The organism is Bifidobacterium mizhiense, assembly GCF_020884755.1.
GTDB classification, from domain to species: Bacteria; Actinomycetota; Actinomycetes; order Actinomycetales; family Bifidobacteriaceae; genus Bombiscardovia; species Bombiscardovia mizhiensis.
In genome coordinates this window covers 174978-189084 of record NZ_BPWE01000001.1, presented here as the reverse complement: position 1 = coordinate 189084, position 14107 = coordinate 174978, and the positions used below count along the sequence as shown (strand labels likewise).

Here is a 14107-nt window from a genome sequence, read left to right as displayed (position 1 = left end):
CTCGGGAATTCCGGCTTGGTGCGGTCTTGTCTGCGGCGATCCAGAGCCCTGCCGTGTCGGTATCTGTTGCAAGAATAGTAGGGTTTAGCATACATTCATCAAATTTTCGATAGGGAGTAGCCTCTCATGTCGCAGGTCACCGATTTCAGGCAGGCGGGTTTCGACTCGCTTTTCGACGAACTCAAGTGGCGCGGTCTCATTGCCCAGTGCACGGACGAGTCCGAGCTCAGGAAGGTGCTGGCCGACCCCTCGGTGACCTATTATTGCGGATTCGACCCCACGGCCCCCTCACTGCACGTGGGCAATCTGGTCCAGCTGCTCAACATGCGCCACCTGCAGGCGGCCGGTCTGCATCCAATCGCCGTTGTGGGCGGGGCCACCGGGCTGATCGGCGACCCTCGGCAGTCGGGGGAGCGCACCCTGAACCCCAAGCAGACCGTGGCCGAGTGGACCGAGCGCCTGCGTGGCCAGATCGGGCGCTTCCTGGACACCAAAGGTGAGAATCCCGTCCGATTCGTCAATAATTATGAGTGGACCGGCTCTATGAGCACCATCGACTTCCTGCGCGATGTGGGCAAGAACTTCCGCATGGGCACCATGCTGGCCAAGGACACGGTGGCCCGCCGTCTGGACTCCGACGAGGGCATCTCCTTTACCGAGTTCAGCTACCAGGTGCTTCAGGGCAACGACTTCCTGGAGCTCTTCGACCGCTACGGATGCAGTCTGCAGCTGGGCGGCAGCGACCAGTGGGGGAACCTGACCAGCGGCCTGGACCTGATCCGCAAGGTGCGCAATGCCTCCGTCAACGTGATGACCAGCCCATTGATCACCGACTCCCAGGGCAAGAAGTTCGGCAAGTCCGAGGGCAACGCGGTCTGGCTGGATCCCACCATGTTCAGCCCCTACCGCTTCTACCAGTTCTGGTTCAACCAGCCCGACGACCAGGTGGTCAAGCTGCTGAAGACCTTCACCTTCCTGCCCAAGGCCGAGATCGAGCGTCTGGAGGAGAGGACCGCCCAGGATCCGGGCGCGCGCGAGGCCCAGAAGGTTCTGGCCTGGCAGGTGACCTCATATGTGCACGGCGAGCATGCCGCCCAAGGGGCCATCGATGCCTCGGGTGCCCTCTTCGGTCGTGGCAAGACCCTGGAGGAGCTGGACGAGGATGTGCTGGATTCCGCACTCGACGGCCTCAAGGTCGATGATGGACAAGGCGGGCGAGCTCTGCCCGCAGCCAGCGAGGGCCAGCGTCTGGTGGAAGCCGGTGTTGCGGCCGGACTCTTCCGTTCGGTCTCCGAGGCGCGCAAGACTGTGGCATCGGGCGGTTTCTACCTGAATAACCAGCGGGTCGAGGATCCGGATCAGGTTTTGGAGAACAAGGACTTTCTGCATGGGCGCTTCGCCCTGGTTCGCAGAGGAAAGAAGGCCCTGGGCGCACTTGAGCGTCGGGCCGGCAAGTAGGAACGTAGGAATTAAGGACACTGATGGCAGAAGAACACAATCATTCCCGGGGCGATCGCGGACGGGGCCGGGGCGGTTCGCGCCCAGGAGGCTTCCGGTCGGGCGGCCGTCGCTCTTCGGGCTTCCACAAGGGCGGTTCGCATTCGGGCGGATACCGCTCCGGAGGCTACCGTTCGGGAGGTCACCGTTCCGGCAACTTCCACAACCATGACGGCGAGAGCGGCGAAGAGCGTCGCTCCGAGGGCAGGAATGGACAGCGGCCCTTCCGCGGAAGCGGACACGATCGGTTCGATCGCGATAATCGTGGATACAGGCATGATCGTCAGGATGGCCACGGCGGATTCCGTAGGGATTCCGACCGGGATCGCCATTTTGACAGGCGTGATGACCACCACGGCCGTCGGCAGGATGGCGACCGTCCTCGTCGCGACTTCCATGCCAACGGTCATGGTGGATACGGGCATCGTGACCACGACAACGACCGCGGTCGGTCGGGATATGGTTACCAGCGGCATGACCGTGACCGTGATCGTGGTCAGGGCTTCCGTGGCAACCGTCGTCGGGATGACGACCGGAGGTTTGATCGTAGGCAGGGTGAGCGGTCTGGTGGGGATCGCCCATGGAACAACCGCTCCCGTGATGACCGTCCACGCCAGAAGCGTTCACATGGAGATCGTCACTATGGCAACCGTTCCTATGGTGACCGTTCCCGTGACGACCATCGTCAAGGCGGCTATCGGGGCGACCGTTCCCATGGCGACAGATTCCAGGGCCAGCATGGTCGCGATGACCGTCGTCGTGAAGATTATCGCCGTGATGACCGCCGCGGGACTTATCAGCGTGACCGCCAGAATGGCTATGACCGCGGTCGCCGCAACTCAGACGGGACCATTTCCTACCCATCGCAGAACCCCTACACGGATCGTCGGCCTGGCGAGCCCAAGATGCCCAAGGGCCTGGAGTGGTCCATGCTCTCCAAGGATGATCGCCTACGCCTGCGCGGACTGAGCAAGGAGCATGCCGAGAACATTGGTCTGCACATCCTGGCCGCCTACGCGCTGGAGGAGACCGATCCCCAAGGTGCTCTAGCCCACGCCAAGTGGGCTGCCCGGCAGGCTTCGCGGATCGATCTTGCCCGTGAGACTCTGGCCCTGGTGGCCTACCGTCAGGGCGACTACAAGCTGGCCTTGAAGGAGTTCCGCACCGCACACCGTATGAACGGCTATTCTGATTACCTGCCCTTCATCGCCGACTGTGAGCGTGGCCTGGGCAATCCCCGCAAGGCCATTGAGGAGGCCACCTCCGAAGAGGGCAGCCAGCTGCAAGGCGAGTCCAAGGCGGAGATGTTCCTGGTTTATGCCGGAGCACTGGGCGATCTGGGCTTGTGGGACAAGGCCATCGAGACCGTTCAAGCTCTTGTCAAGGCCCGCGGGCTCAGCGGCGACTACCGAATGCGTGCCGTGCAGGCCGAGCAGAACTTCCTTGAGCAGGCTGGTCGCAGCCAGGAGGCTCTGGAGCTGGAACCTCTGCTGGATCGCCTGGAAGCTGAGTATGCCGACGAGGATGAGGACGAGGATGGCCAGAAGGACGGACAGTCTGAGGAAATCCTGATCGACTACGACCTGGAGCACCTGGATCCGGCCATGATGGAGGATCTCTCCATTGACCCGGATGGCGGTGAGGAGGACTCGGATGAGGCTGAAGTTGAGACCGAGGCCGCTGAGTCTGATGTCACTGACGAATCGGTACAGAGTGCCGATGAAAGCCAGGTTGAGGAATCTCCTGAATCAGTAGCTTCGAACGATTCAGCGGACTCGACTGATACAGCTGATTCAGCTGATTCGACTGAGTCAGCTGAATCATCCCCAATGTCCGAATCCGGAATGCAGGAATCGTCAGATGCTGTGAAGCAATCCGAGGGGGAGCCTTCTCGCTTTGATGCGGAAGCTTCGGGGAGTGGCTCTCAAAGTGACCAGACTGACGATGAAATCGACACAACTGTTGCCGATGAACCGGCTGCTGACGATGGTGATCTGTCTGGCAGGGACGCAGAATCCGAAGCCGATACTGCCGATCGTCAGAATGAACAGTCCAAGGATGAGCAGGTCAAGGAGTCGGATACGTCTGATGAAGCCAAGGCCGAATCATGACCGTCTTCCTTAAAGGAACTGAAGACGCCCCGGCAAAGATCTACCGTCTGGCTCTGCTGGATCTGGACGGAGTGGTCTACCGGGGCGCTGACCCTGTCGAGCATGCAGCCGAGGGCATCGACCGCGCTCAGACACTTGGCATGCGCATGGCCTATACCACCAACAACGCATCCCGGTTTCCCCATGTGGTGGCCGATCAGCTGCGAGGATTTGGGCTGACCCTGGACGATGGCCAGGTCATTACTTCCGCCGTCGTCGCCGCACGAATGCTGCGCCGATACCTGCAGGAGGGCGCCCGGGTGCTGGTCATCGGTTCAGACCATTTGCGCGAGCAGATCCGCATCAACGGTATGGTGCCCGTGGACAAGGCTGCCGATCAGCCAGATGCTGTCATTCAGGCTTGGTATCCCGAACTGAGCTGGCAGGACCTGGCCCAGGCCGCATTTGCCATTGAAAACGGTGCACGTTACTTCACCACCAACAAGGATCAGACCCTGCCCCGGGAAGGCGGTATGGCCCCCGGCAATGGGGCCATGCTCCAACCGGTGATTCTGGCTACTGGCAAGCAGCCGGAGGACTCGGCCGGCAAGCCGGAATCGGCCATGTACGACGAGGCCCGGCAGCTCTTGGCCGGCGACCAGAAAAAGATCCTGGACATTGACCGATGCCTGCCTGTGGGCGATCGTCTGGACACCGACATCGAGGCAGCCAACCGGGGCGGATACGACTCTATGCTCGTCCTGACGGGTGTGGCCCGAACACCCGCAATTCTGACTGCACCAGCCAAGTGGCGGCCGACCTATCTGGCTGAAGACCTGCGTGGCCTGGCCAAGTCGCAACCGCAGCCCAGCAAGGAGGCAGATCAGGTCTGGCACTGCGGCGACCAAACCGCAAGGGTGGATGATGACGGGCATGTCACCCTCCGTGCTCTTGAAGGCGGTAGCGACCCCATATCTGATCTGGATGCTGTGCGGGCCTGCGCCTGTGCGATCTGGGAGTATCAGGATCGTGGTGGCGATATGGATTTGCTGGATTTGCCTGCCTTTGTCGTCGGGGCGTAGCGCCCATGTCGAAAGAGGTCAAGTCAGGACAGCTTGGAGCGAGTGAATCTTCGCAAGGTTCCAATGACTATGGGCTGTCTGAGCAGTCCGGCCAGACAGGGCAGCCTGTTGAGTCTGAGGATTCTGGAGGGTCCTCACAGACGGAAGACGAGGATACGACTGCGTCTGCACCCAAAGAGCCCATGGATAAGCAAGCCATGGCCCCTCTTTTGGAGCGTTTCCCTGATTTGGCGAAATTGGACGATCTGGACGATGCCCAACAGGTTGAGATGCTCGGCAAGGTGCTGGCCGGGCTTCAGCAGGATCTGAATCGGGAGGGCAAGTGAACGATGAGGACGCGGTCATCAGCGCTGGAGCCGGTCGGCGAAGAACAGTGGCTCTTGCCCGCGATCGACTTGACCGTATCCTGCCTGCACAGGGGCTGACGGATTCGCGGGCCAGAGCTCAGGCGCTGATTCGGCAGGGCCGGGTTACGGTCAATGATCATTTGGCATCAAGGCCTGCTCAGAGTGTCCAGCCAGGCGATGTGATCCTTCTGGATCCGGGCGATGACTATGCCTCCCGGGGAGCACTGAAGCTGGAGGGTGCTCTGACGACTTTTAAGGCGCAGGGGATGCCCGGCCCGCAGGACAGGCTCTGCCTCGATATCGGGGCGTCTACGGGCGGTTTCACTGATGTTCTGCTCAGGCATGGAGCCAAGCGAGTTATAGCCCTTGATGTGGGCCATGGACAGTTGTTGGGTCGGATTGCCGCTGATCCTAGGGTGATTGACATGAGCGGTGTCAACATACGCGAAGTTCAGCTGGACGATCTGCCTTATCGTCCGGAATATGTTGTCTCGGATGTGTCCTTCATCTCGTTGACCTATGTCATTCCCGTACTGCCTGGGTTGCTGGCGTCAACTGCTAACTGCCTGTTGCTGGTCAAGCCCCAGTTCGAGGTCGGACGTAGCCTGCTTGGCCATCATGGCATTGTGACGGACGAGGACCGCAGGCAAGAGGCTCTGGAGCGCGTCTTGGCCTGTGCGCGCGAGCATGGATTCGCTGTACGTGCCACTATGCCATCGCCCATAACCGGAGCCCATGGCAACGTGGAATATCTGCTCTGGCTGTCTTGGTCACGGTCGGCCTGAAGTCTGTGGTTTCCCGCTTCCTTCGCGACACACCAGACTGGACACAATCCACAATTGCGATAATATAAATGAGTTGTCAAAAACGAGTTCCTCGTCAAGATGACATGCGCCAGTAGCCCAACGGATTAGAGCAGCTGACTACGGATCAGCAGGTTGCAGGTTCGAATCCTGTCTGGCGCACCACACGAAAGCCCTACAGCCACAACGGCTGCGGGGCTTTTCCATTGATCGAGGTATTCGCCTGAAATACGATTTTGTGTGACATCTGTGTGACAAAAGTCTTCGCAAAAGAAAAGCCCCGCCGGAGCGGGGCTGATATGTGGAGATTGGTTACTGGTTGAGATGTTGAACGGCGTAAGCCGCCTCTTCCTGTGTGAACTTCTCTCCGTACTGGCTGGTGAGCTGCTCCTGGATGGCTGCTGGGCTCATGTGCATGGTCTCCTGGTATTCTTTGGCTTTGGCAAGGGCATTGGCGTTGTAATCAGCTTGGAGGTTGTCTGCGGCGTATTGTGCCGCTTGCTGAGAGAATTGCTCTCCGTTCTCGCTTGATAGCTGTTCGCGGATACCTTCCTTAGACATGTGCATTATGCTTGAATAGTCTTGAGCCTTCGATAGAGCGGATTGGTACTCAGCTGGGATTTTTTTCTGCTGAGCGCTGCCCTGCGCATCATTGGATGACGCTTGGTCGGCGTTCCGTTTGATCCTTGCTGCTTGGGGGTGGTCTGGGCAGAAAGCTAGGACCTTGTATCCGTCCTTGGCTGCTTCTGCGTTGGCGAAGGGGTTCTTGTCTGGATCCTTGTTCGTGTCGCTGCGCCCGTCGATTGGGTATCCTGTGGTGCTGGCGCATTCTGCCAGCACGCGTGTGAATCCATCGTCCGCGTCGGAGGCGTCTTCCTTTGTTTGGACCTTGCTCAAGGCTGTTCTCTGTTCCTCGGTGGGGTCTGGTGTTTCTCCTTGGGCCATACAGTCGAGTGGCGACGGGTACTTCCATGAATCCTTGTAATTTTTAATGGTTATGAGCTTGGTCTCGCCTTTATCGTTTTTAACGTCGTTGCCATTGTCGTCTTTTACACTGCATGAGAAGAACAAGGGACGCCGGTCATACAAGGAGTCTGCGGAGTCGCTTGATGGTTTCGGTTTTGCGGTTGTGTTTTTAGGTGCACAACTGGCAAGGCTTGCCATCAAGCCGCAGCACATAATGAAACCAAGAACTCTCTTGCTCATATAACTACCTTAGCTGCTATTGACCTGCCGACCAGCAAGCTGCTTCGCGGGCATGGGAAAAGCCCTGCCGGAGCGGGGCTCATTTTTTGTCTTACTTGAACAGGTCCCAGATGCTGAACGTGGTCTTCCGGAAGATCTTGTTGTACATAGCTTTCCTGGGGTTTCGTATCCATCCCATGCCCTTCCTCCCGTATCCGGGAATCAGGGCCTTCTTCGTCTGCCTCTTCCACTTGCCGGTGGTTCGTGCTTTGAGGGAGCGTCTAGGACTGGGGGTGCGCATGCCGATCTTCATTGCCTTCACTTCTCTTGGTCTTCTATGGTACGCATGATATTTTGCCCGGTAGACGATATGCCTATGCTGTATCCGTTCTTCTCCAGAAATCCGCTGCCGTCGTCTTGCACTTGATCGTTCAGCTCATCAGCGGTAACGCCAACGGTTTTCGTGATGCACGATAGACTGGGCAAAGCCGCAGAGCTTGTGTCCGAGTCCAATTCAGACATGTACAGTATGCTGTTCTCTTTTTTGTTGTACTGAATGGGATGGGATGCTTTGTTGCATTTGGCGTTGAGTCGTTTTACTGCATCGGAGCTCTGTTCTCCGCATGCAGCCTGCGAGACTGATGCGCATATCACCAGGAGCAACGAGGCCAATTTCTTGACCATGTGATTCCTTGCATCGTCTGGGACTATCAGCACTACCAGCAAGATTAGAGCTGTATTCGGATACCCTAAGCGCACGGGAAAGGCCGACCTGTGCAGCCAGGTGGAGGATACCCTTCAGGGTGCACCTAGCGATATCGGCCTCTTGGGACGCAGAGCGCCCCAGCTGCTCGCCAAGCTGACAGTCCGGGTGGGCAGGCTCGCCGACGCTCCAAACGGCGGACGCGACTACCGGCACCTGACCAATGCTCTCCACTGGGTCAGGATGCGCACCACGCCATCGCAGGACCGGATCATCCACGGGCGATGCCTCAACCCCAAGCGCGGAGCGGATATCCTAGGCCCCCTGACGACCAGATGGCCACCTCCCTGTATGTGGCAGCTTGTGGAGCATAACAGCCATCAGACAATCCAGGATGGAGGAGTTCAAAGGCAGGACCATCACCTGCACGCCCAGGGATGCCGTCGACTGGACTCGAGGCAGATCGGGTGAAAAATCAATCGCAAGCAGGTGACCCTGTGGATCAAACACGGGAAACTGCCCTCAGCAGTGAAAACGGAAGAGCCTGGTAAGTGTGTGTTCGACATCGGCGAGCCTACGGTCTGCGCATACGCAACAGGAGTTGACAAAACTGGTCCGTTGACGTGTGATTGCCACGCAGGTTTTTTATTGTAAGGGGCGAGCAGAGATGCCCGGATCTTTCGTATGATGTGGCTGCTTGTAGAAACGTATTTCCGGATTTTGTTGTATTCTTTACCCAGCTAAACTTGTACGAAGGAGTAAGGTTATGGCTGGAAAAAGAAGGACCATATATTTTTACACCGGTGAAGAGACAGATAATAAGGGCAATGTCAAGGAATGGGGTCCAGCTGAGTGGGAGCGATTCTTAAAAGAATATACGAAACCATGGAAGTCATACTTTTTAGGGACAAATTATTATGAAGGAGAAGTTGGCGAAAGCTCAACTCCGGTAGCAGGATATTTTCATCTTTTGAAGCCTAGGTCGCTTCACGATTGGCCGAAAGGCAAAGATGCACGGGGGAATACGAAAAGCCTGGGTGTCCATAGAAAGGCACTCGGGTTGAGCGAGATTGACGAATACACGTATTTGCTGCCGGTGGAAGGCACCAATTATGTGGCAATGTTTCGCTCTTCGGCCGGCCCGACATCCGTAGCAGCCGCTGAAAGGATGACACTTTACTTGAAGCGGAAGCAAAAAGCCGAAGCTTTGTGTTTAAGCCCGTCCCTCGCAAGAATGCCGAGGTAAAACTCCAATCTGCAGTAGGCGTAAGATCCTTGTATGTCCAGTTCGAGGGACAACCGCATGGCAAGTCGGAAAGTCAGATTGAAAAGGGAGTAGCGGTCGCAGCATCGGCAAAAGAATTGTCCGGGAGTGACGACATGAAGATTAATTTAAATATCACTCTCGACCGCACGCAAAAAGGTGGCCGTGCCGTTGATGGGCTACTGAAAGAAACCGGGATACTCGCGAAAGGTGCAAACGGCGGATTACCCGGGGCACACGTTTCGCGGTTAAAGGTCAAGACACTCCAGCCTGGCAAAGATGGCAAAATCAAGGTCGAGCAGGTTGATTTTTTTAAAGAGAGAATGAGAGTGCGAACCGAGTTCGGCTACGCTGATGAAGCCATGGATCCGAACCAGATTATTGCTGGAATGTATGATGCAATTCGTAAATTCCGGAAGAAGTCAGGACAGTAATGATACTGAGTAGGACACAAGCAGGGTGCTAATACGAGTCTTAAACCGAAATCTCTTCTACGGAGAGTTAAAGACCACCCGACAATAGTGAATACCGTATTATAGTCGTACTCCAATTTCGCTTATGCTGACTTATATATCCGCTATATCCGCGACTCCCAATTTTGTGAAAATGATAGGCAACTCCAATACAGGGAATCTATACATAGTCATTCCAACCGTCGCAGCGCCGCCGGTAAGTTTCGCTGACGTAGGGGGTTGTTCCGTCTAGCCTACGAGCTGGAATCTTTCAGGGAATTGAGAGTAAGCGCAGGGGATGCCATGGTTGGCAACCGGCTTTCCATAAGCTACTGCAGGTTCATCAGTGCAGCATCGTCACCGGAGGCATTATCGATTGATATTTTAGGCAACACGAAGCTAGCGCCGTGGTTTTTCGGGCTTTCCGTGCTATCTTGCGCTCACCTAGCCGTCGGACTGCTTTGCTGCTTCTATGTTTGATTAGGATCGTCCAGCATGACGACGTGTACGATGCGCAGCATAAACTCGAACGCAGATGAACTTGGCGTAGCCTGTTAACGTGCGAGGGTCGGAACCCGAAAGAGGCTCCGGCCTCTTCATATACCTGTCCGTAGGTGCTGTTTTCCTGCTTTCGTCTTTCTGGGAGGACGCCCCCCTGCCTGCCGCGCCACAACCCCTACCTCTGGACGTGAGCTAGGCTATACATCCATATCTCAGGAGTGGCTATGCCGAGCAGGCACTGTAGATGGCGACCTCGCGCAGGCGCGACTGGCTGCCCGGCGACTGGCAGAGGATCAGAGCCAAGACCAAAGCCTGGGTAGACGGCAAATGCCAAGCCAAACACCATGCGAAAGGTTGCAACGGAATAGGAACCGATAGCGACCATAGCGTCTCAGGCGACGACAACAGTTGGACAACATCCAATGGCTTTCAAACGCTTGCCATAAAACAAAGACAGAAAGAGAGAAAGCGGCGCGCAATGCATGGTATCGCGAAGTCTGGCTCCATCCCGCCGAAACAAATCCGGGATCGATCCAACCTGTCCATAGTTCGGCGATTCCGGCAAAGGCACGATTTTGTGTGACACTTGGGCGGCAAAAGTCCTAACACGATAAAAGTACCTCTGAAGAGCAAGTCATCATCTACATTACTTGAACGGGTCCCGGAGGTTAATTATGGTCATCCAGTAGATTTTGCTGTAGGTGGTTTTCGTGGAGTTCTGTATCCACCCCATGCTTTTCGTTCCACATCCGCGAGTTAAGGCTTTCTTAGTCTGCCATTTTCGCCGGCTCTGATTCTCGCCTTGGGGGAGGGTCTGGGGTAAACGTGTGGATGCCGAACTTCATTGCAGCGGATACTCCTATCCGTGGCTTTCGTTCATTCGTGGGTAGCAAAGGGTTCAATTTAAGGAAGGTACGTCATATGACCCCGTCCTGCCTTTTATCCTGATTCAATGGGCACGGAAGCCAATTGTTTTCTGCCATGCCGGATTCCGAGGATTGGTGCATCTCGTTACACTGTGTGCCGTCTCTATGGATGAGCTGCCACCGTTTTGCAGCCACGATATTCAAAGAGCTGTCAATATGTCAGGATCGTCATTTTTGGTTCTTGTGGGTTGATGTCGAATTCGGTAAATAGCTGTGTATTGGATGCTCATGTCCTGATCTTGAGCAGGTCGGGTCAAGGAAAATTCTGGACACTATCCAGGATGCAGGATAATTAAGCATCGCTCTAATATGTAAGATTTTCTATTTATCACACGTATCTGTCTATGTCCTGTTTTGCTACGGACGACTGTTTAGTAGTGCGTTGTTGAGGATGATCAATCTGTTTCAGACGAAATATTCCGCACAGAACCGCGATAGACCACCGTTGGTTCGAGAACATGCGTGACAGGCGATTCCAACCAGGTCTTGTTCCTAGCGTCTTTTTGCAATTCAGAGATTCTACGCATCATTTGCGAGGAGCATGTTTTGGCCATTTCGGCGATCCCTTGATCGAAGGTTGTCAGGTTCTGCCCAACCCCTAAATGATTCAAAGTATTATCGTACCCGATGAGAGAACAGTCATCGGGTATTTTCATTCCACGTTCATTTAATCTGTTAACAAAACCAAGAGCCATCAGGTCGTTGCAGCAGAATACGGCGGTTGCACCCTTGTCGATCAGTGAATCCGCTGCTTCATAGCCGCTGCCGAAGCGATAATCTCCATTGACATCGAGCTCTGGATTAATGGGAAACCCTGCTTCTGAAAGACCGTCCAGAAAACCCGCCTTGCGGGCCTCTGAGGTATCGGATTCCCTATCACCGGATATGCATGCTATGCGTGTATGACCGTGACGTACCAGTATTTCAGCAGCTTGTCTTCCACCTGAATAGTTATTTGAACCCACGCTATCGCACCAGTCCATCCCAAGAAGTCTATCGGTGAGGATCACTGGGCAACTCATCCGAGTAACTTCTGCTTTAAGATCAGCGCTATTCCTTACGGATTCTTGAGAGGGGATCAAAAACAGTCCATCGATATCCTGTGAGTCGAGTTGAATTAACAACTCATGCTCGATTTTCTCCTTGTCATCGGAGTTGGCCACTATCAGTGAATATCCATATGACCGGCAGGTGTCTTCAATACGTTTCGCCAGCGAGGCGAAGAAGTAGTTTTCTATATCGGGGACCAGCAGGGCTAACAGCATTGAGGTATTTGTTACAAGACTGCGAGCATTCTGATTAGGAACGTATTTTAACTTCTTTGCAGTCTCAATGATGAGTTTCCGTTTGTTCTTGGACATGCGGATAGGTCTATCATTGAGAACCAAAGACGCGGCGGCCACCGATACGCCAGCAGCCGAAGCAACATCCTTCAACCTCACTCGTATGTTCATAGCCGCTCCTTTTGTTTTATCCAAGTACCGTCTTATAAGACAATTCGTTGTCGACTCTTGCTGTAAACCTACAATAACAAGCAATTCGCTTTTGGACCGGGGCTGCTAAGGGAAGAGTGAACATATGTTGTTCCCCCGAGTGGTAAGGGCCTTATTGCTTTAGAAAAGTGCTTTCTACAGAGGGAAACATTGGTAGGTCATTGGGAAGGCCCGGTGACGAATGTCTTTTGATGATCGCCACCAGGCCTTACTCATTCTGTTTCTTTACAAATATGATTGTCGCCACGATGGGGCTATAAGCTACTGATCATCACCGCTCATTCTGGAGGTCGGTACGAGAGCCATATAGCTTGTGACGAAGGATGAGTACTAGAACGACGCCTACAATCAGGGTACCAACCGAAATGAGAGCTAGGTTGGAGTATGTGGCACCCGTTCCGGTTTTCCCGATCAAGCTGCCTTTCGACAATGCCGGATTGGCCATCAGACTACCGAATACAGAGATTCCGATAGAACCGGTGGTGTTCATAATCAGATCATTCAGGCCAACACCACGTCCGGATTCGTCTTTATGCAGAGTTCCCAGAACCGTATCAACCAAAGGAGAATAAAGGAAGGCCTGGCCGCCGTTGAAGAAGATGGGGGCAATTGCCATGAAAATCGTGTTCTTCTGGGCTAGGAAAGCAACCATCAACATGCCGATGGCCATTGAAGTCGCAGCGCAGATAATTGATGCCCCACGACCGATCTTGTCGACAATGAAGCCGGAGCAGCATCCCACGATGACTGCAACGACAGGTCCCCATACGATGAGCAGGGACACCTTGGCGGAATTGATGGAATAAACATCGCGGCCAATGGCGTTGAGCATGGGCGAGAACCAGTTCGGCGTGAAATCAATGACGAAGACCAACAGGCATCCCAGCAGCCAGGGGACATTACGGAAGAAGCCGGGCGTGATGAAGGGCTCCTCCACCTTGTGGATGTACACCGCAAGGGCTGCAAACAGCAGAATGGAGACGATCAGCATCCACCACGCATTGAATGAGAAGAAGAGCGTGAGGAATGCAGCACCGCCACCGAAGAGTATGAAGCCTGGTACATCAATCTTTTTCCCATTACCGCTATCGCTGGGGAGGTTGTGCATCAGGATCGGGATAAAGAAGATGGTCACCACGGGAATGAGGAAGAGGAATTGCCAATGCAAGGTGGCCAGCCACCCACCTGCCAGAATGCCAATGACGTTGGAAAGCTGGAAGGCTGCAGTGAAGACGCCGAAGAATATGACCTTTAACGACGGTTTCAGATACTTCGTAGCCACCACCAGATAGACGGAGCCAGCGACCTGTTCGCCTGCCGTTTGAACTGAGCGTGCGATTATGACCACCCACAGATTGCCGGTGATGAAAAATGTGGCTAGGAATCCGAGAATCGAACCCGTCAAAAGGAAGGCCATGCCCACCATGACCATCTTTTTCAGCGAAACGAAATCTCCGAGAGATCCGTAAATGAAACAGACAATGCCGAGAATGATACCTGGTATTGCCGTGATTAGCGAGGCATGTGCGGGATCACCCACGTCTTGGCCAACTTGTTCGAAGACCAGATTAAATGCCTGCATGCACAATGTGCCCAGCACGAAGGTAATGAGGAGGGGAATCAAGGCTTTGACGGCAGCCCTGTTCGTAACTTCTGGATCTTGTCTGGGATCGAATTTATCAAGAGCTTCAGTTTGAGTATTTTGTGATGACAAAGTAGTTTCCTAACCAACCAATGCCGGGCGGCTATTGCCCGGCAAAGTTT

The 14107-nt window shown here is 54.8% G+C and carries 12 protein-coding genes and 1 tRNA gene; 8 read left to right on the top strand and 5 right to left on the bottom strand.

Features of this window, described 5'->3' with window-relative positions; translation table 11 throughout:
• Nucleotides 1–126: 126 nt before the first annotated feature.
• The 6 genes from tyrS (at nt 127) to LPC22_RS00750 (ending at nt 5984) form a co-directional block, all read left to right on the top strand.
• Nucleotides 127–1458 carry a tyrosine--tRNA ligase gene (tyrS, locus tag LPC22_RS00775; RefSeq protein ID WP_229131670.1) on the top strand — a complete coding sequence of 444 codons (1332 nt, stop codon included), beginning with the start codon at nt 127–129 and terminating at the stop codon, nt 1456–1458.
• 23 nt (nt 1459–1481) lie between these two features.
• On the top strand, nt 1482–3608 hold the full coding sequence (locus LPC22_RS00770) for a helicase (protein ID WP_229131669.1): 2127 nt from the start codon (nt 1482–1484) through the stop codon (nt 3606–3608).
• Nucleotides 3605–4669 (top strand): HAD-IIA family hydrolase, encoded by a 1065-nt coding sequence (locus LPC22_RS00765; RefSeq protein WP_229131668.1) that lies wholly within the window; start codon nt 3605–3607, stop codon nt 4667–4669. Before LPC22_RS00770 ends, LPC22_RS00765 begins: the two co-directional genes overlap by 4 nt.
• Before the next feature lie 5 nt (nt 4670–4674).
• Nucleotides 4675–4995 carry a hypothetical protein gene (locus tag LPC22_RS00760; RefSeq protein WP_229131667.1) on the top strand — a complete coding sequence of 107 codons (321 nt, stop codon included), beginning with the start codon at nt 4675–4677 and terminating at the stop codon, nt 4993–4995.
• Between the two features lie 47 nt (nt 4996–5042).
• Nucleotides 5043–5801: a TlyA family RNA methyltransferase gene (locus LPC22_RS00755; RefSeq protein WP_229132255.1), complete on the top strand. Its 759-nt coding sequence runs from the start codon at nt 5043–5045 to the stop codon at nt 5799–5801.
• Nucleotides 5802–5907: 106 nt separating this feature from the next.
• A tRNA-Arg gene (locus LPC22_RS00750) sits at nt 5908–5984 on the top strand.
• Nucleotides 5985–6131: 147 nt separating this feature from the next.
• Here the strand turns inward: LPC22_RS00750 and LPC22_RS00745 are convergent.
• The 3 genes from LPC22_RS00745 to LPC22_RS00735 all read right to left on the bottom strand — a co-directional run bounded on the left by LPC22_RS00745 (nt 6132) and on the right by LPC22_RS00735 (nt 7688).
• Nucleotides 6132–7025 carry an Ltp family lipoprotein gene (locus LPC22_RS00745; RefSeq protein ID WP_229131666.1) on the bottom strand — a complete coding sequence of 298 codons (894 nt, stop codon included), beginning with the start codon at nt 7023–7025 and terminating at the stop codon, nt 6132–6134.
• A gap of 91 nt (nt 7026–7116) precedes the next feature.
• A complete protein-coding gene (locus tag LPC22_RS00740; protein WP_229131665.1) occupies nt 7117–7317 on the bottom strand; it encodes a hypothetical protein in 201 nt (66 codons plus the stop codon).
• Between the two features lie 5 nt (nt 7318–7322).
• Nucleotides 7323–7688 (bottom strand): hypothetical protein, encoded by a 366-nt coding sequence (locus tag LPC22_RS00735; RefSeq protein WP_229131664.1) that lies wholly within the window; start codon nt 7686–7688, stop codon nt 7323–7325.
• 785 nt (nt 7689–8473) lie between these two features.
• On the opposite strand from LPC22_RS00735, the gene LPC22_RS00730 reads away from it, so the two are divergent.
• Together LPC22_RS00730 and LPC22_RS00725 are read left to right on the top strand one after the other, a co-directional pair.
• Nucleotides 8474–8953, top strand: a complete 480-nt coding sequence (locus LPC22_RS00730; protein WP_229131663.1) for a hypothetical protein — start codon at nt 8474–8476, stop codon at nt 8951–8953.
• Between the two features lie 134 nt (nt 8954–9087).
• Nucleotides 9088–9405 (top strand): hypothetical protein, encoded by a 318-nt coding sequence (locus LPC22_RS00725; protein WP_229131662.1) that lies wholly within the window; start codon nt 9088–9090, stop codon nt 9403–9405.
• Nucleotides 9406–11245: 1840 nt separating this feature from the next.
• Here LPC22_RS00725 and LPC22_RS00720 read toward each other — a convergent pair.
• Both LPC22_RS00720 and LPC22_RS00715 read right to left on the bottom strand, forming a co-directional pair.
• Nucleotides 11246–12304, bottom strand: a complete 1059-nt coding sequence (locus LPC22_RS00720; RefSeq protein ID WP_229131661.1) for a LacI family DNA-binding transcriptional regulator — start codon at nt 12302–12304, stop codon at nt 11246–11248.
• A gap of 310 nt (nt 12305–12614) precedes the next feature.
• Entirely contained in the window at nt 12615–14057 is a 1443-nt protein-coding gene (locus tag LPC22_RS00715; protein WP_229131660.1) for an MFS transporter, read from the bottom strand.
• Between the last annotated feature and the right edge of the window lie 50 nt (nt 14058–14107).

Excerpts from the sequence above, each read along its gene's own strand:
- tyrS (WP_229131670.1), top strand. The coding sequence starts at position 127 with ATGTCGCAGGTCACCGATTTCAGGCAGGCGGGTTTCGACTCGCTTTTC.
- LPC22_RS00770 (WP_229131669.1), top strand. The coding sequence starts at position 1,482 with ATGGCAGAAGAACACAATCATTCCCGGGGCGATCGCGGACGGGGCCGG.
- LPC22_RS00765 (WP_229131668.1), top strand. The coding sequence starts at position 3,605 with ATGACCGTCTTCCTTAAAGGAACTGAAGACGCCCCGGCAAAGATCTAC.
- LPC22_RS00760 (WP_229131667.1), top strand. The coding sequence starts at position 4,675 with ATGTCGAAAGAGGTCAAGTCAGGACAGCTTGGAGCGAGTGAATCTTCG.
- LPC22_RS00745 (WP_229131666.1), bottom strand. The coding sequence starts at position 7,025 with ATGAGCAAGAGAGTTCTTGGTTTCATTATGTGCTGCGGCTTGATGGCA.
- LPC22_RS00740 (WP_229131665.1), bottom strand. The coding sequence starts at position 7,317 with ATGAAGATCGGCATGCGCACCCCCAGTCCTAGACGCTCCCTCAAAGCA.
- LPC22_RS00735 (WP_229131664.1), bottom strand. The coding sequence starts at position 7,688 with ATGGTCAAGAAATTGGCCTCGTTGCTCCTGGTGATATGCGCATCAGTC.
- LPC22_RS00730 (WP_229131663.1), top strand. The coding sequence starts at position 8,474 with ATGGCTGGAAAAAGAAGGACCATATATTTTTACACCGGTGAAGAGACA.
- LPC22_RS00725 (WP_229131662.1), top strand. The coding sequence starts at position 9,088 with ATGAAGATTAATTTAAATATCACTCTCGACCGCACGCAAAAAGGTGGC.
- LPC22_RS00720 (WP_229131661.1), bottom strand. The coding sequence starts at position 12,304 with ATGAACATACGAGTGAGGTTGAAGGATGTTGCTTCGGCTGCTGGCGTA.